Annotated in this window: 23 protein-coding genes and 1 pseudogene; 7 read left to right on the top strand and 17 right to left on the bottom strand. The window is 42.6% G+C overall.

Annotated features, from left to right (window positions below; genetic code table 11):
- Positions 1-4: 4 nt before the first annotated feature.
- Both EGC80_RS09810 and EGC80_RS09805 read right to left on the bottom strand, forming a co-directional pair.
- Positions 5-973, bottom strand: a complete 969-nt coding sequence (locus EGC80_RS09810) for a hypothetical protein (RefSeq protein WP_124012291.1) — start codon at positions 971-973, stop codon at positions 5-7.
- Positions 974-1,122: 149 nt separating this feature from the next.
- On the bottom strand, positions 1,123-1,581 hold the full coding sequence (locus tag EGC80_RS09805) for a hypothetical protein (protein WP_124012292.1): 459 nt from the start codon (positions 1,579-1,581) through the stop codon (positions 1,123-1,125).
- 577 nt (positions 1,582-2,158) lie between these two features.
- Between EGC80_RS09805 and EGC80_RS09800 the strand changes: the two genes are divergently transcribed.
- Complete coding sequence (locus tag EGC80_RS09800; protein ID WP_124012293.1) at positions 2,159-3,109, top strand: IS110 family RNA-guided transposase; 951 nt, start codon at positions 2,159-2,161, stop codon at positions 3,107-3,109.
- Positions 3,110-3,150: 41 nt separating this feature from the next.
- On the opposite strand, the gene EGC80_RS09795 is transcribed toward EGC80_RS09800, so the two are convergent.
- Both EGC80_RS09795 and EGC80_RS09790 read right to left on the bottom strand, forming a co-directional pair.
- Entirely contained in the window at positions 3,151-3,609 is a 459-nt protein-coding gene (locus tag EGC80_RS09795) for a GNAT family N-acetyltransferase (protein WP_124012294.1), read from the bottom strand.
- Positions 3,610-3,953: 344 nt separating this feature from the next.
- A pseudogene (locus EGC80_RS09790) lies at positions 3,954-4,280 on the bottom strand (transposase); the annotation flags it as partial.
- A 223-nt stretch (positions 4,281-4,503) separates the two neighbouring features.
- Here EGC80_RS09790 and EGC80_RS09785 point away from each other — a divergent pair.
- Entirely contained in the window at positions 4,504-4,842 is a 339-nt protein-coding gene (locus EGC80_RS09785; protein ID WP_123776827.1) for a cytosolic protein, read from the top strand.
- Positions 4,843-5,465: 623 nt separating this feature from the next.
- Here the strand turns inward: EGC80_RS09785 and EGC80_RS09780 are convergent.
- From EGC80_RS09780 to EGC80_RS09770, 3 genes are all read right to left on the bottom strand, one after another.
- On the bottom strand, positions 5,466-6,299 hold the full coding sequence (locus EGC80_RS09780; RefSeq protein WP_124012296.1) for a sulfurtransferase: 834 nt from the start codon (positions 6,297-6,299) through the stop codon (positions 5,466-5,468).
- A 37-nt stretch (positions 6,300-6,336) separates the two neighbouring features.
- The gene (locus EGC80_RS09775) at positions 6,337-6,759 is read right to left on the bottom strand and encodes a VanZ family protein (protein WP_124012297.1); all 423 of its coding nucleotides are present in this window, start codon (positions 6,757-6,759) and stop codon (positions 6,337-6,339) included.
- A 237-nt stretch (positions 6,760-6,996) separates the two neighbouring features.
- A complete protein-coding gene (locus tag EGC80_RS09770; protein ID WP_124012298.1) occupies positions 6,997-8,493 on the bottom strand; it encodes an aldehyde dehydrogenase in 1,497 nt (498 codons plus the stop codon).
- Between the two features lie 303 nt (positions 8,494-8,796).
- On the opposite strand from EGC80_RS09770, the gene EGC80_RS09765 reads away from it, so the two are divergent.
- The 5 genes from EGC80_RS09765 to EGC80_RS09745 all read left to right on the top strand — a co-directional run bounded on the left by EGC80_RS09765 (position 8,797) and on the right by EGC80_RS09745 (position 14,132).
- On the top strand, positions 8,797-10,149 hold the full coding sequence (locus EGC80_RS09765) for an aspartate aminotransferase family protein (protein WP_124012299.1): 1,353 nt from the start codon (positions 8,797-8,799) through the stop codon (positions 10,147-10,149).
- Positions 10,150-10,214: 65 nt separating this feature from the next.
- Entirely contained in the window at positions 10,215-11,714 is a 1,500-nt protein-coding gene (locus tag EGC80_RS09760; protein ID WP_124012300.1) for a CoA-acylating methylmalonate-semialdehyde dehydrogenase, read from the top strand.
- 12 nt (positions 11,715-11,726) lie between these two features.
- The gene (locus tag EGC80_RS09755; protein ID WP_124012670.1) at positions 11,727-12,101 is read left to right on the top strand and encodes a cupin domain-containing protein; all 375 of its coding nucleotides are present in this window, start codon (positions 11,727-11,729) and stop codon (positions 12,099-12,101) included.
- A 112-nt stretch (positions 12,102-12,213) separates the two neighbouring features.
- Entirely contained in the window at positions 12,214-12,936 is a 723-nt protein-coding gene (locus EGC80_RS09750; RefSeq protein WP_124012301.1) for a TorF family putative porin, read from the top strand.
- Positions 12,937-13,787: 851 nt separating this feature from the next.
- The gene (locus EGC80_RS09745; protein WP_101034451.1) at positions 13,788-14,132 is read left to right on the top strand and encodes a DUF3634 family protein; all 345 of its coding nucleotides are present in this window, start codon (positions 13,788-13,790) and stop codon (positions 14,130-14,132) included.
- 212 nt (positions 14,133-14,344) lie between these two features.
- Here EGC80_RS09745 and EGC80_RS09740 read toward each other — a convergent pair whose 3' ends face one another.
- From EGC80_RS09740 to EGC80_RS09695, 10 genes are all read right to left on the bottom strand, one after another.
- Positions 14,345-14,896: a DUF3833 domain-containing protein gene (locus EGC80_RS09740; RefSeq protein WP_101034450.1), complete on the bottom strand. Its 552-nt coding sequence runs from the start codon at positions 14,894-14,896 to the stop codon at positions 14,345-14,347.
- A gap of 56 nt (positions 14,897-14,952) precedes the next feature.
- Positions 14,953-15,639 carry a chalcone isomerase family protein gene (locus EGC80_RS09735; RefSeq protein ID WP_124012302.1) on the bottom strand — a complete coding sequence of 229 codons (687 nt, stop codon included), beginning with the start codon at positions 15,637-15,639 and terminating at the stop codon, positions 14,953-14,955.
- Positions 15,636-16,166, bottom strand: a complete 531-nt coding sequence (locus EGC80_RS09730) for a DUF2878 domain-containing protein (protein WP_124012303.1) — start codon at positions 16,164-16,166, stop codon at positions 15,636-15,638. The genes EGC80_RS09735 and EGC80_RS09730 overlap by 4 nt, the downstream gene beginning before the upstream one ends.
- 82 nt (positions 16,167-16,248) lie before the next feature.
- Positions 16,249-17,484 (bottom strand): SAM-dependent methyltransferase, encoded by a 1,236-nt coding sequence (locus EGC80_RS09725; RefSeq protein WP_124012304.1) that lies wholly within the window; start codon positions 17,482-17,484, stop codon positions 16,249-16,251.
- Positions 17,485-17,648: 164 nt separating this feature from the next.
- Entirely contained in the window at positions 17,649-18,470 is an 822-nt protein-coding gene (locus tag EGC80_RS09720) for a DUF1365 domain-containing protein (RefSeq protein ID WP_101034446.1), read from the bottom strand.
- On the bottom strand, positions 18,467-19,735 hold the full coding sequence (locus tag EGC80_RS09715; protein ID WP_124012305.1) for an NAD(P)/FAD-dependent oxidoreductase: 1,269 nt from the start codon (positions 19,733-19,735) through the stop codon (positions 18,467-18,469). The genes EGC80_RS09720 and EGC80_RS09715 overlap by 4 nt, the downstream gene beginning before the upstream one ends.
- 98 nt (positions 19,736-19,833) lie before the next feature.
- Positions 19,834-20,583: an SDR family NAD(P)-dependent oxidoreductase gene (locus tag EGC80_RS09710; RefSeq protein ID WP_124012306.1), complete on the bottom strand. Its 750-nt coding sequence runs from the start codon at positions 20,581-20,583 to the stop codon at positions 19,834-19,836.
- Positions 20,583-20,981 carry a nuclear transport factor 2 family protein gene (locus tag EGC80_RS09705; protein WP_232772238.1) on the bottom strand — a complete coding sequence of 133 codons (399 nt, stop codon included), beginning with the start codon at positions 20,979-20,981 and terminating at the stop codon, positions 20,583-20,585. The genes EGC80_RS09710 and EGC80_RS09705 overlap by 1 nt, the downstream gene beginning before the upstream one ends.
- Before the next feature lie 340 nt (positions 20,982-21,321).
- Entirely contained in the window at positions 21,322-22,731 is a 1,410-nt protein-coding gene (locus EGC80_RS09700) for an ammonia-forming cytochrome c nitrite reductase subunit c552 (RefSeq protein ID WP_124012307.1), read from the bottom strand.
- Positions 22,732-22,884: 153 nt separating this feature from the next.
- Positions 22,885-24,096: an NnrS family protein gene (locus EGC80_RS09695; RefSeq protein WP_124012308.1), complete on the bottom strand. Its 1,212-nt coding sequence runs from the start codon at positions 24,094-24,096 to the stop codon at positions 22,885-22,887.
- Between the last annotated feature and the right edge of the window lie 63 nt (positions 24,097-24,159).

Raw genomic sequence — 24,159 nt, 5'->3', positions numbered from 1 at the left:
TAATTTATAAACTTTTAATTAATGCATCATATGTATTACCTGCATTGTCTTTAATAATATTATTCATTCCTATTGATGCGGTCGCCGCCGCACCTGCAACAACCAAGCCACCCACTATTAAACCAATCCAACCAATAGGTGTCGCCACCATTAAAAATGTTAAGGCTCCCGCTCCTACATTGACTACGCCAATTCCTGTAGCTGCACTAGCAGCAAAGCTACTAGACTCAATAAACATTTCACGTTCCCAGTTACCACCTGCTTTATAGCTATTCTGAATATTACCTACACGACTACCAAAGTCGATAATGGTAAGACCATTACCTAAAACTTTTGCGTATTTAGTAAATTTAACAATCTTGTCAGCTTGAACAGGTGTCATTATGTCTAATTTAGCCATATTCCTACTACTTTTGGCGATATTTGCACCTCGGTCAAAATTAGTCAGTGGTGTACCGCGACTCGATTTAACTTGGCTTGTTACAACCTTAACTTCGTGTTTAAAGCTATTTTGCATTTTATCGAAAGCCATTTTGGCTTTTTGTTTAGCGGCTACTTTAAGAGGTGATTTACTTTTTGCTACTTGGCTATATTCAATTAAAGCAGATTGGTAGTTTTTAACTGAGCCAACAAAGCCTCCCATTCTATTTGCGTAGACACTGGTTGATGCGCCCATTAACCCCACATTATACTCTTGCAGTTGAGAGCTAATAGACGAAAGAGAAATCAGATTATCACCACCAAAAGATAAAGCTAAGCTCGTCAGGTTTTTTGTAATTGAAGGATTAGATAGTTTTGCTAATGATGCTTTACAAACAGCTGAATTACCATTTTTTAATAAATAAGGCGTATTAGCGATAATCATATCTGGGTTGGCACAAGTAAGAGATGAAGCCAACTCAATCCCAATGCCACACTCATTTTTAAATACACTTGCACTATAAGTGCGATTACATAATATTATTTCACTCATTTTCTTTTAAGTTCCTTTTAAAGTTTGAATTATACTCTAAACGTTGGTTTAGAGGTTTAACGCCCTGCTAATAAGTGAGCCATGTGCTGGCGGGCGATTTGCTCAGCAAATGGCATGACAGCCTTGGTGAATCTGAATTTAGCAGCTTGTTAAGTGGCATTTTCATTTTGCTCTGTGGATTTCCGGATCTCAGGTAATTGGTACTGTAGTATGCCAAAAATTACAATCAGCGGAATTATTGCAAGCCATAATAATCCATCGAGAAACCACAATGAGGTGAATAGGATTTGAATACATACATATGAGGTCAACTTGAGCCAAGATGGAAGTATGAGCATTTGGCCAATTGCTAGAAATGGTAAAGCAAAGAGCAAAGTACCAAACACTAGAAATGCAGGTTGAAAACCAAGAGCTTCTTTACCAAAAAAACCTTGATAGAAGTCATAGCCAAAAATTGTAACTATTGGAAATAGCGACAAAGCCAAATAGAGTGCGCTATGCCTTTCCTTAGCTATCAACTTCGAATGTTCATCATTTTTCTGCTGAAGAGTCTTCATGCCATCATTGCCATTTAACGTTTTAGTATTTATGCGTTGCGCTGTTTGCATGGCATAAATCGCTTGTTGGGCTTGGCCGATGCCGAGTCCAGGTTAATTGGTACGCTTTATGCTATAGGAATTTGCTTTTTTTGATGCTGGCTATGGGCTGTAGAGCAGTTCTGAACTGATTATGTGGCTTGTTTTGTACGTGTTTCATTGAAATTCCCTTGTCATTGTGGTGTTCCATCACATCTTTTTTAAGTCTAGCTGATTCAATACGAGTAATACAGTCAATTGAAGCTTGATTTGGCTCCGCGCAGCGGCTTCGTTCAACGCCTCACTAAGAGGCAAATAATAGTTGGTTAAAATAAGCGACGAAGGAGCAAAAACCAACTGTTATTTGTCCTTTTGAGTGACTTGTATGGATAATAAACCCACCTAATTACACATAATTCCCAGTTTCGGGTAATGTGAGACCCAGGCTTTAGCTGCAACTAAAGCTTTCATTTGTCGTAGTTCGATTGAATGACGGATCCTCTATTGAGAGACCGATAACAAGAAAGAACGCGACAAACGACTCCAAGCAAAATACTCGAATAGTCTACTGGGTCTCGAACCCGCATTTGCAAGCAAGAGTTAGCTTATTATGAAAACAAAAACTAATCAAAACATTAACGTCGGTGTCGATACTGGCAAGTACCAACTCGACATTTATATTCGACCACTCGATATCTATTTTACCGTGTCTAACGATGATAAAGGCATCAAAGAAGCCGTGAGACTCATAAAAAAACACAACCCTGAACGTATTGTTATAGAAGCGACTGGGAGGCTTGAAATGCCCTTTATCATCGCTTGTGCTAATGCCAATTTACCCTTCGTTATCGCTAATCCTGTACACATAAAACGCTTTGCTGGTGCAATTGGCCAACGAGCTAAAACCGATAAGCTAGATGCACAACTTATCGCTCATTACAGTGAGGCCATCAAACCTCGTCTATCAACGCTAAAACCCGATATCATGCAGGCTATGAGCGATTTGGTCGGAAGACGAAATCAACTACTGGTCATGCAAACTATGGAGAAGAATAGACTTCAAATTCTTCCGAAAGAACTTGCGATGACCATCAAACCTATCCTGACGGTGTTTAAAAATCAGATTGCAAAAATTGAAACTAAAATCGTCAATCTCATCGAGTCAAACCCTGACTATCAAGCTAAAAACCTCATCCTGCAAAGCATGAAAGGGATAGGTAAAATTGCCGCAGCGTCAATCATCAGCAATCTACCGGAATTAGGCTATATCAATAACAAAGAAGCCAGTTCGTTAGTCGGTGTAGCACCAATGAATAAAGAAAGTGGACGCTTCAAAGGCCACCGAAAAATCCAAGGAGGACGACATCAAGTTAGAACCGTTTTATACATGGCCATGATGTCAGCGATACAGTCTAACCCCGTTTTTAAAGGGACTTATCAGCGATTAGTGGCTGCAGGAAAACCAAAGAAAGTGGCTATTATTGCCTGCATCAGGAAGATGGTTGTGATCTTAAATTCGATGCTAAGAGATGGTGTTTTATGGGAAGCGCCAAAAGCATAAAATTAACTATTGACGCCATAGTCTCTTGTTAACTTCCGTATTCATGACTGTAACAACATTGTATGAAAAATTATACCGTCTGTATTTTGTTGAACCGAATCAAGGCGGAAACCGAAACGCTCATAAACAGGAATAGCCATAGTTGAAGACTTTACCCAGTAATTTCCATTACCTCCTTGAGCTATACAGATTTCATTTGCTGCTGACCACAATTGTTTAGCGATATTTAACTTTCTAGAAGTAGGGTCAACAAAAAGCTGACTTAACTTTTCTTTTTTGAAAATTGCTATTATTCCGACAATTTTGTATTCCTTGATAAAACATAACATCAAATAGTTTTTATTTTGGATGCGTGCTTTTATAGCTTTCAATTCAAGGCTTTCTTTAAAGTGTACAACACCTTCTTTATTAAAGTCAGAGTTGGTTTCTGGTTCAGCGGCGCTCAGGATTAGAGATCGAATTCCTACTGCATCATTAATTGTAGCTTTCCGTATACTCATTCTATCCCTAGGAAGTTAACGTTTTAGTATTTATGCGTTGCGCTGTTTGCAGGGCATAAATCGCTTGTTGGACTTGGCCGATGCCACATCCATATTAATCGGTATGCTTTATGCTATAGGAATTTGCTTTTTTACGGTAGTTGTTTTTTGTACAGCACTTCGGCTAATCGGTTGTTCTGATTACACCTTTTAAGGCAGGTTTTGAACTGTTTCATCTTTTTCTATCGTCCTGTTACTGTATTGCATAGCGATTTGCCTGCGTGATGATGTGTGCTGTCGTCCCAGCTAATTCTGTATTAACTAAGCACGCCGTTTCATGGTCCACATCACTCATTTTTGGGCATTTAGCCCGACAGCCTCAGTGCGGCTTCGCGCTCGACTATTTTTAATAGCGAGATGAGTTCCATAAACTGTAACCGCCCCGTTTCACATTGCGGGCAACACCAATGCCCTAACGGCTCTATCACCTTTTCTTTCTTGGGGGCTTTCATTGCCAGTTGTGAGCGGATTTGGCTTAACTTTTTACATCGACAACTGTTGGCTAAAAAACCAAAATGCCTTATCCGCATCACGCCTTTTGGCAGCACATGCAATAGGTAACGCCGGATGAACTCTTCGGGAACCATTTGCATGATTTTGCGTTGATTATCCCGATAATCGGTGTAACGCATATCGATTGAACTGGAGGGATCTAGTAAATGATCAATAGCATAAGTAATGGCTGGTGAGCATCCCACCAAATAGTAGTGTTATTGTTCTAAATGATAATGGGGCAAAGACGTGTTTCAAGGTGGCCTAGTGAATGACCGTAAATTGCACAGAATCACTAAATCTCTACTACGTTCTGCCCCTGATAATGTTAAAATCTCCGCATCAGAATTACCGAGAAACTCAATGTTTATCCATCATGTTAACGGCATCGACTGGCTAGTGATCACAGCTTTTGAAGAACTGAAAACTATGTTTATCGAAGAAGCCGGTACGATACCCTCTTGCTTCTCTACCGCCAGCGAATTGAACCTGGTTGATCAAGCAAAGCGAACTTATAGATATTTGCCTACTCTCAGCGGCGTAATCACCGATATCGGCACATATCAAAGACAGGGTAACGAAGAAGATTTGAACCCACAGCTTGCCTGCTTAGTTGAGGGACGTGGTCGGGTATTTATCTATCACGGCGGCTTTGTAGCTTTTGTGGATGACGAGCAAACCTTTATTACCCGAATAGACTGAAAATTATTCAGTAAGTTGAAATTGGCGAATTGGCATCCCTAGCAAGGAATGGGGCATAAATGATTTGCCTACCTTGCTTGCAATTGGCGTGATTCAACTCTGAACTTGAGGCCGTTGAAGACTCTTTACCAAAGAATGCGTGAGCTGTTCCATAGCTTCAGGCTCAATAAAAATTGAGGCCGTTGAAGAAAATAGCGTGAGTCCAGACATGGATGTCTGGCTAGCTTTCGAGGGGAAGGGACGCCCCATCGGAAGCGTTAGCATTTTCGAATAAGACCGAGGCAAGATTCAAATGAGGTTAAAAGCTGGATCTGACCCCATGGCGACCTTTTCGCTGTTTGAAAATGTTGCGGGGCGGCTGGGAGTTCCAAGAGGGAACAGCCGTTGGTTTCCTCTTGGTCTGGTGTGGGTGAAGCGCCACGACGTTAGTGGCCGTAGGCCATAATCTAATAGCCCGTGCAGGGTGGAACCTTGCGATCTTAATCTGGTGTGAGTGAAACGCCACGACGTTAGTGGCCGCAGGCCATAATCTAATAGCCCGTGCAGGGTGGAACCTTGCGATCTTAAGCGTTAGTGGCCGCAGGCCATAAAACAAAAAATACCGACCAATTATTCAATTTGCCCTACTCTATTGGAAGCGCAGCATCCCCGCCCCATTCCGCCCATGAACCATCATAAAGCACCGCTTGATGATGCCCTGCGGCATAGGACGCCAAAATCAAAATACAGGCTGTGATCCCAGAACCGCAACTGAACACCCGTTGAGCATTATGGCTAGTATCTAAAGCCGCAAAAATGGTTTGCAACTCACGGGGTGATTTCATTTTAAACCGACTTAAAACCTGAGCAAACGGCAAACTCAGCGAGCTGGGAATGTGACCACTGCGCATACCAACACGGGGCTCTGGTGAAGTGCCATTAAAACGCCCTGCTGCGCGAGCATCAATAATATCAACTTTGGCATGACCAAGATGGGTTAACACAAACTCAGTGTCACATACCTTGTGTTGCTGCAAACGGCCTTTGATATCGCCAGAATGAGTAGCAGAGGCAAACTGGCGCACAGTATCCCGCCCTTCTACTTGCCATTGCGGTAAGCCACCGTCAAGCACAAATACCTTATCAAAGCCCATCGATTTAAAGGTCCACCACGCACGCGGCGCAGAATAAATACCTTGATTGTCGTATATTACCACTGTGCTGTTATGGTTTATCCCTAACGTTTGCACAGCATCGGTAAATTGCACTGCTGTTGGCATAGCATGGGTTTGCGAAGCACGATGATCAAAAAGTAGCTTGTCAATTTGGCAAGATAGCGCACCAGGAATAACATAAAGCTCATCGTATACCAATGGCTCTTTACCCAATACCACTTCCATACTGGCATCAAGTAACACAAGTTCTGGGTATTCTAGGTGTTGCGCTAACCAATCGGTAGTCACTAAAGGAAAATTCACATTAAACCTCTCTTACAATTGATGGCAAATATTGATGTTAACTTAAGCGAGTCTGATGGCGATGATTGTCCAAATAGCGCTGAGTTAATCCACTTAAATAACTAAATAAAATAATACCTACAGCATCGGCAACTAAATCGATGATGTCTAATGTTCTTGACGGGATAAAACCCTGACTGATTTCTTCACTCAAGACGAATATCGACACTAACACAGCGCCGTAATAAAGCGGAAGGCGCCCGATACAAAAATGACGACTGAGTAAGGCTAAATTGACAACATACGTTAATAGACCGAATAACAACATGTGGCCGACTTTATCGCCGTAGGGGACATGTTTTATTAAGTCGAAAAACACACTGTGACCGCCCGTGTTGGCGAGGTAAATAATCCACAAAATAAAACTAAAAAAACCACCAGCAACAATAATAGCCAAACGAGAGAAGCTCTTATGGGTCATCTGCATTCATCCGTGTATGAAATGTTGATGTAAATAATGCTTTTGAGTCTACCGCAATAGCTAATATTTTAGCGTTAATTTTGCTTAACCTGCGCTCGATTTAAGGCGTCAGCAATAGGGAAGTACTTGTTAAACAAAACCGGAGTATTTGCTCTGAATTATCCCGCCCGATGATGAGCAATAAAAAAGCCCTTTATCACTAAAGGGCTTGATATCAATCACCATAAAAAATCCCAGTTATAGGACTATCCAAGTGGCTTTGATTTCGGTGTACTTATCAAACGCATGTAATGACTTATCACGGCCATTACCCGACTGTTTGTATCCGCCAAACGGCGCGGTCATATCGCCGCCATCATAATGATTAATCCACACCATGCCGCTGCGGAGTGCTTTGGCCGTTTTGTGAGCTTTGCTTAAGTTTGATGTCCACACTCCAGCCGCTAAACCATACACAGTATCGTTGGCAATTTTGATGGCTTGTTCCATGCCATCAAACTCAATAACCGATAATACCGGGCCAAAAATCTCTTCACTGGCAATGGTCATGTCATTGTTAACATTACTAAAAATGGTCGGTTGCACATACATACCGCCGGTTTCAGCCATCACTTGCTGTCCGCCTTCGACTAAGGTGGCACCTTGCTCACTGCCACTTTTAATGTAGTTCAATACATTGGTCAGCTGCTGTTGATCGACCATTGCACCGCAAGTGGTTTTAGGATCAAGTGGGTGACCAGGCTGCCAGCCTTGCATTTGTTCGGCTATGAGCTTAATCAATTCATCTTTTACGCCCGACTCCACTAATAAGCGTGAGCCCGCAGTACACACTTCACCTTGGTTAAAAGCAATGGCAGTAGCCGCCGCTTCAGCTACCGCTTTTAGATCTGGTGCATCATTAAACACAATATTAGGGCTCTTGCCTCCGGCTTCTAGCCACACGCGTTTCATGTTCGACTCGCCTGCGTAAATCATTAACTGTTTGGCAATTTTAGTTGAGCCAGTAAAGACTAAAGTATCAACATCCATGTGCAGAGCTAACGCTTTACCGACAGTGTGGCCATAGCCGGGTAATACGTTCAACACCCCCGCGGGCATACCTGCTTCAATCGCTAATTGCGCCATACGAATAGCGGTAAGCGGTGATTTCTCGGAGGGTTTCAAAATAACGCTATTGCCGGTGGCGAGCGAAGGCCCAAGCTTCCAGCATGCCATAATCATCGGGAAATTCCATGGCACAATGGCGGCGACTACGCCTACTGGCTCACGGGTGATCATGCCTATCTCATTATGAGCAGTTGGAGCGATTTCATCATAAATTTTATCTATCGCTTCACCGAACCAGCGTATGGCGCGGGCGGCACCGACCACATCAACACCTTTGGAATATTGAATTGGCTTACCCATATCGAGGGTTTCAAGTAACGCCAACTCATCGGCATTGGCTTCAAGTAAATCGGCAAACTTAATCATCACTTGCTTACGCTTAACGGGCGGTAACATTGACCAAGTACCCGCTTCAAACACTTCACGCGCATTCGCCACCGCAAGGTTAGCATCGGCTATATCACAACTAGCCACTTTGGCTAATACTTGGCCATCAATAGGACTGATACAGTCAAATGTGTCACCCGAAGAGGCACCTTGATATTGTCCATTAATGAAGGCTTGCCCGGTAATTGTCAGACTCGCTGCTAGTGCTTCCCAATCGCGACGGCTTGTTGGAGTACTCATTGTGACCTCGAAATAATAAATGGATTGATACGCACCCATTAGGTAGATGCCAAACACAAGATTTGTGTCGCATAAAAGCAACTATCGACACAATAATATTAGTGAATATTGTCACCAGATTATGCTGAACAGCAAGATATTTTCAATATATTTTACAAAAATAGCTCATTTAGTATAAATAAATGCACAAAACACTTTAACGTTCATTATTTTTGACATAGCATAGCAAATATTAACCACTCATAATTTAACCAATGTGAGATGGATCTCCCATAATTGTAGCGATCAATATAGAGTCAATTTATGAGCCAATATCAGCGAAACAATAGCGGCGATTCATCGCAAATGTGGCCCAACATGGAACATTTTTGGATGCCTTTTACCGCTAATAAGCAATTCAAGGCCAATCCAAGATTATTAGTATCAGCCCAAGGCATGTATTACACCGATATCGATGGTAATAAAATACTCGATGCGACAGCTGGATTATGGTGTTGCAATGCCGGACATGGCCGCCAAGAGATTTCCCAAGCGGTAAGCCAGCAGATCAGTCAAATGGATTATGCGCCGTCGTTTCAAATGGGTCATCCGCTCGCATTTGAATTAGCCCATAAACTCTGTCAATTAAGTCCAGATGGATTGGATAAGGTGTTTTTTACCAATTCAGGTTCAGAATCGGTTGATACCGCCCTAAAGATGGCACTTTGTTATCATCGCGCTAATGGCCAAGCAACACGAACTCGGTTTATCGGCCGTGAGCTTGGCTATCATGGCGTGGGGTTTGGTGGTATATCCGTCGGTGGCATTAGCAATAATCGCAAAACCTTCAGCCAGCAATTACTCCAAGGCATTGATCATCTACCTCATACCCTCGACATTGCCAATAATGCCTTTAGCCACGGTTTGCCTCCACATGGCTTAGATAAAGCCGAAGTGCTTGAACAACTGATTACCTTACACGGCGCCGAAAATATTGCCGCTGTGATCGTCGAGCCCATGTCGGGATCGGCAGGGGTCATTTTACCGCCAGAAGGTTACCTAAAGCGCCTACGTGAAATCACTCAAAAGCACGGTATTTTGCTTATTTTTGATGAAGTGATCACCGGATTTGGCCGTCTTGGTGCCGCTTTTGCTAGTGAACGTTGGCAAGTCACCCCAGACATGATCACCACTGCCAAAGCCATTAATAATGGTGCTATTCCAATGGGCGCAGTGTTTGTCAGTAATACCATTCACGACACTTGTATGCATGGCCCTGATGAATTAATTGAGTTTTTCCATGGTTACACCTATTCAGGCCATCCGGTGGCGGCGGCTTCAGCACTGGCAACCTTATCGATATATGAAGATGAAAAATTATTTGAGCGCGCTAAAGGTCTTGAGTCTTATTTTGAGCAAGCGGTTCACAGCCTTAAAGGACTAGCCAACGTAATTGATATTCGTAATACCGGTTTAGTTGCCGGTATTCAACTGGCGCCGAGCGATAAAGGCGTGGGTAAACGAGGTTATGCCATTTTTGATCACTGCTTTAGACATGGCGCGTTGGTGCGGGCAACCGCTGACATTATCGCATTATCGCCGCCACTGATTGTCGAGAAGTCACAAATCGACGACATGGTTAATCACATTAGCGATGCAATTAACGCTGTTGGTTAATGTTTTTGAATACACTTTTTTAATACACTTTTTGAATACATATTTGGCTTAAAAGGATCCTGTTCATGCTTAACATCACTCATTTTGTCGATGGACAACACACGCCAGCCAGTCAGCGCAATCAAAGGATCTATGATCCCGCAACCGGTGAAGCCCGTGGCCAAGTATCATTGGCGAGTCACGATGAAGTCAGCTTGGCGATAGCTGCTGCCAAAAATGCCTATCAAACTTGGTCGCAAGTCACGCCACTGAATCGTGCCCGGGTATTATTCAAATTTAAAGCCTTAGTCGAACAACATGTTGATGAATTGGCCAAACTTATTACCCTTGAGCATGGCAAAGTGCTAGACGATGCCAAAGGTGAAATCACTCGAGGACTCGAAGTGGTTGAGTTTGCTTGCGGTATTCCACATTTACTCAAAGGCGAACACACTCAACAAGTCGGTGGCGGCGTTGATTCATGGTCAGTCAACCAATCTTTGGGGGTTGTCGCAGGCATTTCGCCGTTTAACTTTCCGGTCATGGTACCGATGTGGATGTTCCCCATCGCCATAGCCTGCGGTAATGCTTTTATCATGAAACCGTCTGAAAAAGACCCTAGTGCAGTGATGTTCCTTGCCCAATTACTTAAGCAAGCGGGTTTGCCTAATGGCATATTTAATGTCATCAACGGCGATAAAGAAGCGGTTGATGCCTTACTGACCCACCCCGATGTACACGCCATCAGTTTTGTTGGCTCAACTCCGATTGCCGAATACATTTACACCACAGCCTCTGCTCACGGTAAACGGGTGCAAGCATTGGGTGGGGCTAAAAATCACATGCTATTAATGCCAGATGCTGACTTAGACCAAGCCGTGAATGCGTTAATGGGTGCGGCATATGGGAGTGCAGGTGAACGTTGTATGGCCATTTCAGTGGTATTGGCCGTAGGCGATGTCGGCGACAAATTAGTCACTGCATTATTACCGCAAATTAGTGCCTTAAAGGTGGGCAGTGGTATTACCCCAGAAATGGACATGGGACCGTTAATTTCAGCTCAGCACTTAGCCAAAGTACGCGACTATGTTGAAGCTGGCGTGAATGAAGGCGCGACCTTAGTGGTTGATGGCCGCGATATTAGTATTAGCGATCACCAGCAAGGTTACTTTTTAGGGGCGTGCTTATTTGATCATGTCACGCCAACGATGAGCATTTACCAACAAGAAATTTTTGGTCCTGTGTTAGCTATCGTCCGAGTCGATAACTATGCCGATGGGTTGGCACTGATCAACCAACACGAATTTGGCAATGGTACAGCTATTTTTACTCAAAGCGGCCAAGTTGCACGCCACTTTTGTCACCATGTTGAAGTGGGCATGGTCGGCGTTAATGTGCCGATCCCAGTACCGATGGCATTTCATAGCTTTGGCGGTTGGAAACGATCGCTATTTGGACCGCTACACATGCATGGTCCAGATGGAGTGCGTTTTTATACTAAGCGAAAAGCCATTACCGCCCGCTGGCCACAAGCAAAAATCGACAATAACGAACCTTCGGCTTTTATTATGCCGACGATGAAATAAATGAAACCAACGATGAAGCATATTAACGATATTACGCTTTTTAGTAGCCAATCAACTGCGGTTGAGTCGTATCATTTAACTGATGAAAAACGGCTTACTGGCGATCCACTGCAGTCAGTGCAAAACCATTTTCAAAGCCCGTGCAAGCAGTTTAATGTTGGCATTTGGCAAAGTGAACCAGGCAGTTGGAATATCAATTATAGCGAATATGAGTATTGCGATATTCTCGAAGGCTGCAGCATTATCACCGACAGTCGAGGCAAAAGCTTAACCGTCAATGTAGGTGATAAATTTGTTATTCCTGCTGGGTTTTCCGGTACATGGGAGGTAGTCAATCACTGTATAAAAATCTACGTTATGTTTGAACAACAGCTTGAGCAAACATAGTGTTTAACCGCCATGCGGTACAGACAAGGCCCTTGCGGTTTTGACTCTGATAAGTGGCATACGCAGTAGCTGGAGACCAGCGGCTGCATTTTATGTAAATGGAGATAATATCGTGTCGAACACATTAAAAAGAACGCGAATTGCACTGTTAAGCGGATTAACGTTATCAGCTACCCTACTGGCTCCGTTAGCTACGGCAGAAGTGTCTGGTGCGGTTACTGTAACCAACGATTATCGTTTCCGTGGTGTATCACAAACAGCCGGTGACCCAGCGCTACAAGCCAATATTGATTGGAGCCATGAAAGCGGCTTTTTTGTTGGTGCTTGGGGCAGTAATGTCGACTTTGATGAGCCCGGATATAACGGCCCAGACATAGAAGTAGACCTGTACGCGGGCTACTACGGCGAGATTAACGACAACACCAGTTATGACTTAACCTTGTACCGTTATAACTACCCAGGAGAAAGCGATTTAGACTATTTAGAAGTCAGCGCAGGTATTGATTTTAGTGGTTTTAGAGCCGCCTATTGGTTTACCAATGACTATGGTGGCAGCGATCTTGATCTACATTACACCGAAATCAATTACGGCTGGGAGTTTACTGAAAACTGGAGCCTAGATGTGCATTATGGCTACAACTTTGGTGACGCGATTGATGACGGTGAAGGCTTTGATAGCTACTCAGACTACTCTGTTGGAGTATCAACTGAAGTCGCCGGCTTTGGCATCTCGGTTGCCTATCTAGACACCGACATTAATGGTGATTACGAAGTGAGCTCTGGGCTATATAAAAACTCAGGCACCTTATTGGCGAGCGTCAGTTACGCGTTCTAAGTCACTATGTGTTAATAAGTGATGCTAATCAGTGTAAATCTGAGCTAATGATGATGAATAATGTTTGTCGCTCAGTATTAACAACAAAAACCGCCATGGGGCGGTTTTTTTATTACTTAACCTCAACCCTGGATAAGAGAGGGAATGAATCGATGGGTTAAGGGGTAGAATAAATGGATAAAACTAAACTTACTTGGTGGTTAACGCTATTAGTGGTTGCCCTTGCCGCTTGCGTTTTCACGACTTACCAACCTAGTAGGACGGACCTACGCCCTGCTATAGTGCGCTTCGCTGCTAGGACGGACTGCGCCCTGCTATAGTGCGCTTCGCTGCTAGGACGGACTGCGCCCTGCTATAGTGCGCTTCGCTGCTAGGACGGACTTCGTCCTGCTATAGTGCGCTTCGCTGCTAGGACGGACTTCGTCCTGCTATAGTGCGCTTCGCTGCTAGGACGGACTTCGTCCTGCTAGGGACAGCTTCGCTGTTAAGATTTTATAGCATCTAGCTGCGTAGCATCCTAGCAGCGCAGCGCTCTAGGCTTGTTGATTCTAGATTTTAGCTTGTATGTCATCGTTCGTCATCGCTCGTCACCGCTTGTCATCTCAGGGATAGGGATAGAAATAGCTTGCTTCTCGGCTTACCTTTCGGGAGACAATACGAGCATGTTGAAGTGGCTTGGGTATCACACTTAAAAGACAAAAGCGTGCTGCATTTCTAAATGATCTATTATTGATAGAACATAACTTCGATCTTGCGCATAGATTTCAACAAAATAGCGTTGCATCCATGACGTACGAGAGTATCTTATTGTTATAGCAACCGTATAACTAAACGGCACAAAGGAGCAAACTATGGCTGATAACATTATTAAAATACTGGTCATTGCAGTATTATTTTTTCTGGCCTATAAACTAATTTTTAGTGGTAGCCGTGGATTAACACTTTTTGAAATGCATTTTAAAGATGGCAAGCTCAATAAGCATAAAGGCAAAATACCGGAGAAGTTTGAACGTGATTGTCGTGCAATAGCTAAATCTAATAAACTGACTTGCACTGTCAGAGCAGAAAAGTCTGGTGACGTGCGTTTGCATGTGTCGGCCAATATTGGCGATAACTTAGTCCAGCAAATTCGTAACCAGTTTCCATTTGAATATTACGACAAGAAACAGTCAGACGCGTCTAAACTTAAAGGTTAATACAAGTTGTTGGCGGACATAAAAAATGGACTCTATTGAGTCCATTTTTTATGTCCGTAGAGGCGTTAGAATACCTTGTTTTAGATTAGCCTTGTGTGGCCTGTTATTGCTTAGCAACTCATATAGCTATATGAGTCAGCTATATGAGTTAACTTTTTGCTTTAGTCTGTTACTTAATATTTTTGCTTAATCTTGTTAGTGAGCCTTGTTAATTAGTCTTCTTGCTTAGAGATGACCAAGGTCACTTGAGCGACAGTAATACCAAACTTGATAATGTCGCTTTTGTTAATAATGGTTTGGTTATCAACTAGAAACATCCAATCATCAAAGTGCACTTGATACTCACTACCATCGACGGCTAATTGCATATCATAACGCCAGCGTAATGCGCTGCCGCGCGACTCCCCTTGGGCAATGCCTAATATATCATTGGCTGTACCCTGATAAACCCCATTACCTTTATCAATAATTTTCCACACACGGGTTTGCTTTTCACCATCATCGTAAATAAACCATTCGTTAATCACTCCTTGCTTACCTTCAGGAGAATCAGTCCAGTTTGCTTCCATAGTGACAGTAAATTTGCGGGTTACCTTGCCCGAAAAGTCTTGTACTATCCCTGCTGCTGTTAACTTACCATCAAAAAACGTGGCTAAATCTAACCGGGGGGTGGTGTTTTGATAATCTTCAATCGATGCAGATGAGCATGACATGACGCCTAAAAGTAATCCTGTGTATAAACATACATAAGCTAACTTTTTCATCAACCCTCGTGCAAAAATATGACCTCTGTGGTGCATAGAGAATAGGATGGTGGGCATTAGTTGGCTCCAATTAATTGTTTGCGTAATTTAGGGTGGCTGGTTTTTTCCGACAACCAAATGTCGAGAAATGCTTCAGGAAATTGCGCATTACTCACTTGATAATAAGGCGTGTCATTGAGTAAAAATGCAGCGTCATTAGGATTGTTGACCCTAAAGGTAAGTCTGTCGCCCTGTTTAACATCAGGCCATGCTCGCACTAATTGCTGGCTTAGCAGGCTGATGTCGTCTTCGGTTAACCCAAGGTGTTGCCATTGTTCGATAGTGGCATCAACTAAATCAGGGGCTTTGATATCACGGTGATATTGAATATCGAGGATCATTGGGAATCGATTGGCTTGGTAGTTGCCATCAAGAGAAAACAGCTTGGCAGTGTAGATATCGAACCATAATAAGCTCATGTCGGCAGAACCCACTTGAATCAATGTCGTATTTGTTATGCTGGCTTTATTTGTGGTCTTGGCGCTATTGGTTATATTGGCTGCATCGGTTGTATTGGCTGGTTGCATCGACAATGTCGAACCAATGTCGCTATTATTGGCAGCAGCATGGTTAATACTAATCGCGATGATCACTACTAATACTAATGCCCCTCCCGCACCAAATAACAATTCACTCAACCAATGAGTTAATGGTTGCAGCCCTTTGTCTTGCTGCAGCTTGTCGGTGCTCAGTAAGGTTTTCATTGATTGTTCTCCAAGACCATATTCGCTGGTGCGATACGTTTACTCACCCAAATCAATACGGGAAATAAGCCACTCCAGATCAATGCCAATATCAGTGCACTCTTTTCATAACCCAAAGGCAACACCACAGCATCAAATTTAGCGCCCGTCAGATAACTTAAACAGCCAAACACGCCACCGAGTATTGATTGTAACCATAGTGGTAAGGTTTTAAAAAAAGCTAAGCTGTAATCTAAACTGAGAGCAAAATAGCACCACAATACCGCCAACCAATAAGGGATTATGTTGAATTCAAACACGCCAAACCATACTAATAAGCTGTCAACGACTATCCCAATTGCACCACAAACACCCATTAACAGAGCATCATGACGAGCAGAATTGGATAATAAAAAATGACCGATGATCAGTAAAATTGACAGTATGATAAGTTGGTTTTGGGCTATCACACCCGACCACCACACCAACTGAAAACACACGGCGTTAATCAGGATAAATAATGTTGAGGGCAAAGCGTAAGTAGGCATAATATATCACCCAAATAGGAGGATACGACCCGGTAAGCCGTTACCGGGGATGTAAATCACTAAGGGCAATAAAACGCAATTATCAAGGGCGATATAGCGGTCTAACCGCGACCAAGTGAACTGTACTTGTAGTACGTTCTAAAAAGCCACCTTCGCAATAGCTTAGATAAAACTTCCACATCCGAATGAAATCGTCACCGTAATTTAACGCTTTTATTTTATCGTAAGCGGCATCAAAGTTTTCATGCCAATGCTTTAATGTGCGGGCATAATCTCTACCCATGTCGTCAATTGACCAGGTAACCATGTCAGTTTTCTTGGCAATGTGTCGGGTCATTTCGCTGACCGAGGGTAAACAGCCACCAGGAAAGATGTAGCGCTGAATAAAGTCGACACTCTTGCGATAACTGTCATAACGTTGATCGGCAATGGTAATAGCTTGGATCAGCATTCGCCCTTCAGACTTAAGTAAATGCTGTAGCTTTTCAAAAAACCCGCCTAAATATTCGTGACCCACAGCTTCGATCATTTCAATAGAGACAATGCGATCATATTCGCCAGTCAATAAGCGGTAATCTTGTTTGAGTAAGGTGATCTTATCTTCAAGGCCTAGTTGCTTAACTCGTTCAACAGCGAACTCATATTGCGCATCGGAAATAGTGGTGGTGGTAACATTTACGCCATAGTGTTTTGCAGCATAAATAGCTAATGCCCCCCAACCGGTACCAACCTCAAGTAATGTTTGACCTGGCGATAAGTCTAGGCGTTCACAGATGGTTTGCAACTTATGTAATTGCGCTTCATTTAGATTGCTATCATCGTTCGGATAAAGTGCACTTGAATACATCATTTCCGGGTCAAGAAACTGTTTATACATGTCATTACCTAAATCGTAATGAGCCAGAATATTGCGCTTTGAACCTTGTTCAGAATTACGATTAAACACATGCTTAATCCGGTTAACACTATTACTCAACCATGAAAAATAGCGTTCAATATTGTCTAACAAGGCTAAGTTTTTAGCAAAAATTTGCACCACTTTGGTTAAATCTTGACTGCTCCAGTGACCTTGAATATAAGCTTCACCGGCACCAATTGAGCCACCAAACACCACTTGACGATAAAAGTTAGCATGCTTGACTTGCATGGTGGCGTGAACGTTGCTGTTAACGTTACCAAACTCAGACGTTTGGTTGCCGTCAACAATAGTTAAATGCCCTTCAGCAAGATGGGCTAATGCGCGAAGTAAAATTTTCCTTGCAAGACTGTCAGATAGACTCGCTTGAGTCATGCTACTTTCCGTCGCCATATTTTCCATGTCATCTCTCCAGTTCGTACACTGTATTATTCGCTTTATTGGCGTCATTACAGCTTAGTACGTGGTAACCATCCATTTGGTTTACATTTTGCTATTCACATTTTGCAAGAGTGAGGGGCCGATTGTTGTTTGCTGGTAAAATTCATCTCGATAGGTCAACAGGCCTAACTCACCTTAATAGTTTGTTTGCCGACAAATGGGATCCGTTTAATAAATAACTTCATTGCTTGCCAATAAATACCTAACATAATTTTGCTGGTCATTAATGGATAACTCAACATAAATTGACGCATGGAACTCGAAGTAATTGGTTGGCGTTTTAACACTAAACTGGCATCAAATAATTTATCATTATTAGCATTTCGATTTTCAATGATCACTTTTAAATGCTTGGCTGGCGGCGTAATACGCCACAGATAATGCATCTCTAAATTCATAAACGGCGACACAGGAAATACTTTGTCGGTTTGAATAGTATGGGCAATATCGACCAGATAACAATGGCGCTCATTCCAAGGAGTATTACTCACCTCAGCAAGCATATAAACCATGTCATTTTGATGATAGCAAAAGTAAAAGTTGACCGGACTAAAGTAAAAACCACAGTGGCGTATTTGTCCAGAAAATATAATTTTATCGCATACTTGTGTGGCCCCAAGATGCTTAATGGTTGCTAACACGCGCAGCTTCAAGGCCATAGCATCATTGCCATGACAGGCTTGGTTCAAGACAAGCTTGTCACCAAATTGCTTATCGAGGGCATTGAGGTAATCACTGGGATTAAATTTAAGCGGGGTAAATTTGTCTGTTGAAAACAACTTACTGACCGCCGTTAATGCAGGCAGTTCATCTAAATCAATCGCCATCATCGCAATATTATAACCAAAATGATGCAACTTAGGCGTATGACGGCGATGGTTTATATTGCCGCAATAAATGCCACTGTTTAATTGATCATGTTCCATTACCGATGTGGTTTGATTCATAAACTAATCCCAAACAGATCACATACTTCAACCGCGCTACGAACGCCGTCCTCATGAAATCCATTATGCCAATAAGCTCCGGCAAAGTAAGTATTATGTTTACCATTAATAAGCGACTTTTTCGCTTGAGACTTCATGCTAGCATCATTAAAAACTGGGTGAGCATAATTAAACTTGCGCAAAATTTTACTGTCGTCAATTAATGCAGTTTGATTTAAGGTGACACAGAATGTGGGTGCACTGGCAGGCAAGCACTGCAAAATATTCATATTATAGGTCACACTGGCTGGACGCTGGGCAACATCTTGCGGGTTATTGCCATCCAAACGATAGTTCCAGCTTGCCCACGCCGCTTTGCGCTTAGGCAACAAATTAATGTCAGTGTGCAGTACCACTTCATTATTTTGATATTCCATCGCAGCTAACACGTCTATTTCGTCTTCAGTAGCATCGGTTAACATGGCTAATGCTTGATCGCTGTGACAACTTAACACCACATCATCAAAGCGCTGCCATTCGCCTTTAGCAACTTGAACATACACACCATCATCGGCGCGTTTAATACCGGTAACTGGAGAATTTAGCTGGATGCGATCTTTGAAAGGCGCGGTTAAGGCGGGGATATAACTGCGCGATCCACCTTCAAGCACATACCATTGCGGTCGATCATTAATATTTAATAAACCATGGTGTTGGAAAAATCGAATAAAAAATCGCAGAGAAAAACCACGCATGTCATCAATACTGGCAGACCAAATAGCCGCGCCCATAGGCAGAATGTAATGCTCACAGAAAAAGGCAGAAAAACCTTGTTCATTAAGGTACTCACCTAATGAAGCGGTAGGGTATTTGTCGGCCTCATAAATCACTTTACAACCATTGTTAAAACGAACAATTTCGCCCAAAAATCGATAAAAACTCGGACGGAGTAAATTACGACGCTGGGCAAATAAGCTCCACAAATTATTGCCATTATATTCAAGCCCGGTGAGTGCATTATTAACACTAAAACTCATTTCTGTAGGGAGAGACTTAATCTCAAGCTGCGCCATTAATTTTTCAAAACGCGGATAGGTACGGTCATTAAACACAATAAAACCAGAATCAATGGCGTATTGCTGCCCAGCCACTTCCACATCTACTGTAGCGGTATGTCCGCCAATATAATCATTGGCCTCAAACACAGTTACCGTGTGTTCACGGCTTAATAGATGGGCGCAGGTTAAACCGGAAATTCCAGAACCAATCACGGCGATATTTTTCATTAAGTTAATCCTTGACCTAATAATTATTATTGTTACTTTTATTGTTACTTTTATTGTTACTTTTATTGTTAATTTTATTGTTAATTTTATTGTTCCAGCTATTTGGGCGCCAAAAAATACACTAATAATTTTTCTGGTAATAAAGAGGCTAATTTAAGTAACCAAGTAAATTTAGTTGGAAAATGGATCTCACGTCGTTGACGCTGCATGCCATTAAAAATTTCAGTCGCAGCTTGCTCGGCACTGATTTGCATTGGCATGGCAAAGTCATTTTTGGCGGTTAACGGGGTTTTAACAAAGCCTGGGCAAATGACACTCACCCCAATACCATGCTGAGCAAGGTCAACCCGTAAACTACGACCTAAATAACCAATAGCCGCTTTAGATGCACCATAGGCTTCGGCACGCGGAAATGGTAAATAAGTGGCACTTGAACTCATTAATCCAAGTTGTGCACCACGACTCAGTAAAGGCAAAAAATGCTCAAGGCAATAACCCATCGCCACCACATTGGTATTGATCACTCGGGAAAATAGTGCCGAGTCAAAATGTAATGGATCGTCAATGTATTCACAACTTCCGGCATTTAGAATGATATGGTGCAACTTCCAGCCGTTATCTTTTAGCAGTTGTTGCAAGTGAAGAGATGCCGCAGACACTTGTCCAATGTCAGTGATATCAAATACCAAAGGGGTTGCAGATGAAATTTTCGCCAAGTTTTGTTCGTTGCGACCACAGGCAATTACCGCAAAACCTTCACGGATATAGTGCTGAGCTAAAGCAAGACCAATGCCTGAGCTGGCACCGGTGATCAGTACTGCAAGCTGTTTGTCATTGGTGTTAGTCATTACTTGCCCGCCCTATTTTTGAGTAATCCAATTAAGCCACCTAAAAATGGCACTTGCTCATAGAGCATTTGGCCTACATCAAAGTAATCTCGGTGGGCAAAAATTTTATCGCTAAACCTAAGCTGTGACATGCCTTCGACATTGATACTCTGCCCTTTGTTTAACTTAGGGTGCGAGTAGGTCATGGTCCAATATAATCCAGCTTGTTGCTGATTAGCACTGATAACCACTTCTTTAATATCAAATTCAATGTGGGTGACATTTTGGTACATGTTAGCAAAATAACGCGTTAGTGGTGCAATGCCTTCCACTTTATGGAGCGGATCTTGAAAGCGAATATCGTCACGATACACTTGCGCTAACATTGATAAGTTATCTTTATTAAGCTTTTGATACATATCTATAAATGCATCAATAATAGCAGGATGACCATTAATGGACGCTGAGCTATCCGGATTTAATGGTTCTGATTGAGTATCAACTATCGACGGTGCGCCTTGCATTTACCAACTCCTATTACGTGACCCAGAAAACTCACGGAACATACTTATAAGAATGCCTTATATGACAACAAGATAAAAGTATTTATTGGCCGTGAAGTAAATAAAAACTAACTGGGAATTAATACGAGATAGCGCAGGAAGTAGATCACCGTTTTACACCAGTCACAAAGCAAAACGCCTAAGCAGGGCTTAGGCGTTAATAAAGTCAGTAATTGGGGTGCTTTTATTCAGAAGCTTAGTAACCTTTTTTAGCTACCGGCTGCCAGTACTTATCAACTTCTTGTTTAATAAAAGCTTGCTTGGCTTTAATGGCGTCGGCTTCAATAAAGCCAATAGCAGCATGGGCTTTTTCTTTGGTACTGTAATCTGGATACTCAACCTCAGTAACGGATAATTGACTCAAAATGCGGGCTAATGCTTCACGTGCATAAGTAACCTGTTCAGTCGATTTATCCAGTAGTTCAATGCCTTCTTTAGGATTATGAGCGTACATTCCATGTGATGCTGTCGCAAAATCCCAACGCCATTGTGAATGACGTATAGCCATAATCGCATCATTCATTTGCGGCCATGTGGCCCCCGCATCCCATGCCGCTTTAGCTTCATAATGTGCTTTAATCAGTAATGACTCTACATTTCGTGATTTAGCATCAATATTAGCCTTGGTTTTATCAAGCTTTTTGGTGATGGCCGCTTCACTACTATGACAACTTGCACAACTACGATCAAAATTGTCTAATGCGCCACCAACCTTATGGTCAGTAAATGTAGCGCCTTTTTCATCGGTCGCAGGCGGCATATGACAGGTTATACAGGTCACGCCTTGCTTAGCGTGAACCGAACGACTCCAATGCTCAAACTCTGGATGACGCGCTTTTAATATTGGGGTTTTAGAAATGGGGTGGATCCATTCATAAAAGCGGCGAGTGTCATAATACTTTTCAATTGCATCGGCAGTGCTGCCGAAAATCCATGGAATATTAACTTTGTTATTATTTTCAGGCTGGAAATAATAACTCACATGACATTGACCACAAACCTGTGCCCCTTGCATGCTACGGTCTTGTTGATCAAACGGTAATTTAATTTTAGCCATCGCATTTTGAGCATGAGGGCGAGGCAATGCCAGTTCAGCGCTGCCATCAACATGACAATCGCTGCAATAGACAACAGATTTGATTTCACGGCCTAAATCGACAAAATTGGCACCTGAAAAACCTTGAATACCCATTTCTTTGATCAATCTTGGTGCATCGGGTGTTTTACAGGTCCAGCAACTGGCAGATAAGCCTTTGTCACCTTCAGCTATTGCAACACCAGTGCGCAAAGTATGTGTCACGTCAGCCACAGCAAATTGATGACCACGAGGGCTATGGTATTCTTTGGCAAATGACGAACCCGCCCACAAAATGATATTGGCAGGATATTGCGCCAATATATCGTCTCGTTCGGTTTGTTCTTCTGTCGCTTGCCAAGAATCATATTGTTGTGGAAATTTAAGTTGATTGGGATCCACTTCAGCACTTTTAAGCGACCAAGATGTCAGACTCAGCAGCGCGAGTGCGGAAATAACGATGCTTAACCCTACCTTACTTCGCATCGGCCGCGTTGCTTTCATTACCACGTCGACAAGTTGAACCATCATATTGCTAACCTTTCTCTGTTAATCGCTTAATTAAAATTACTAGATAGAACCGTAAGTCTGTAACATTACGTTTATTAACGGCTTTAGTTAACTGCTTTAGTTAACGTTTACCAAATTCGTTGCTTGGATAAATTTATTTAAATTGCGCTCAAACTAGCCTGGACGACCATCAAGACGCGGACGCATTAAAATTGGCGCATAAAACCACACAAACGAACCAAAACCAATAAACCAACACGCGCCTGCAGCCCACAACCAGACTTGGGTATATTCAGGCATCAATAGCGGCATTCCTGCACGTAACACGGCAGCGAGAGGCACAGATAAAAATGCCAACGTCATGTTTGGGCCTTGGTATATATTACGACTCGTGTGCCCGAGAGAAACCCGTGAAATCATTGATAAACACAATGATGCAATTCCACCAATGGCAAACAGATGTAGCAAGGTGCGATAGGCATATTCGTTGTCGATATTGATTGCCATTAATAACAGTGTCAGCGGCAACGATAAATAAGAAATATGTAACGACCACAACATCGGTTCTTTTAAGGTTTTATGGGCTTGCCAACGAGCAACTCGAAGTAAATGTAATATGCCCGCAACAGCAAGCAGTATCTGTTCAACACCCTTAGGCAACCAATGGCTTATCGCTTGAACAAACAGTAAACCCATTACAAATATTAACGTATTCTCTAGCGCATTAATGGGATCGGGCTTGGGTTGTTTAATTTTCATTGCGGTAAAAAATGGGATCACCCGTCCACCCACTATGGTGATCACCATCGCGAACCACCAAATCATCCCTTGCCATAACTGAGTCGATAACGAAAAATCACGTTCCGACAACGCATAATAACTGGCTAAATTCACCAGCAATGCAACGATGAGCATGATGGGAAAACCAATATTGCGCCATTGTTTGACTGGATAAATACAGCGCCATAATGCATAAGCGCTCAAACCTAAAAATAAGCTGTCAAATATTGCCGGTAATACCAACGGAATGTTCATCGGTAATAGCAACATCAAGCGAGCAATGAGCCAACAGCCAAACGTAACCATTAATGCGCGACCCGTGATGGTGGGTTGATTGGTCCACGCTTGCACTGCCGTGAGCAGAAAACCACACACTATGGCCATCGCAAAGCCAAATAACATTTCATGAGGATGCCACCATAGCGGCACCACATTTGTCCAAAACTCAGTGCTAAATAAACTATATTGTGGTGTGAACCAACCCATTAGCCAAAGCGGAATGTATAAGGCTGCGAGAATTGCGCCGCCAAGAAAAAACGGCCTAAAGCCCAAACGCCATATTGCAGGCGTGTTATCAATTTTAGCGGGATCATCAATATTCAGCATAAGCAGTACACTCACTTAGTGGGTTAACATCAACAAGATTTAAACATGTATAATATATGAATC

The sequence above is a fragment of the Shewanella psychromarinicola genome, assembly GCF_003855155.1.
Classification (GTDB): Bacteria; Pseudomonadota; Gammaproteobacteria; order Enterobacterales; family Shewanellaceae; genus Shewanella; species Shewanella psychromarinicola.
Note: the sequence above shows the minus strand (reverse complement) of the source record. Positions and strands in the feature narration are given on the sequence as shown.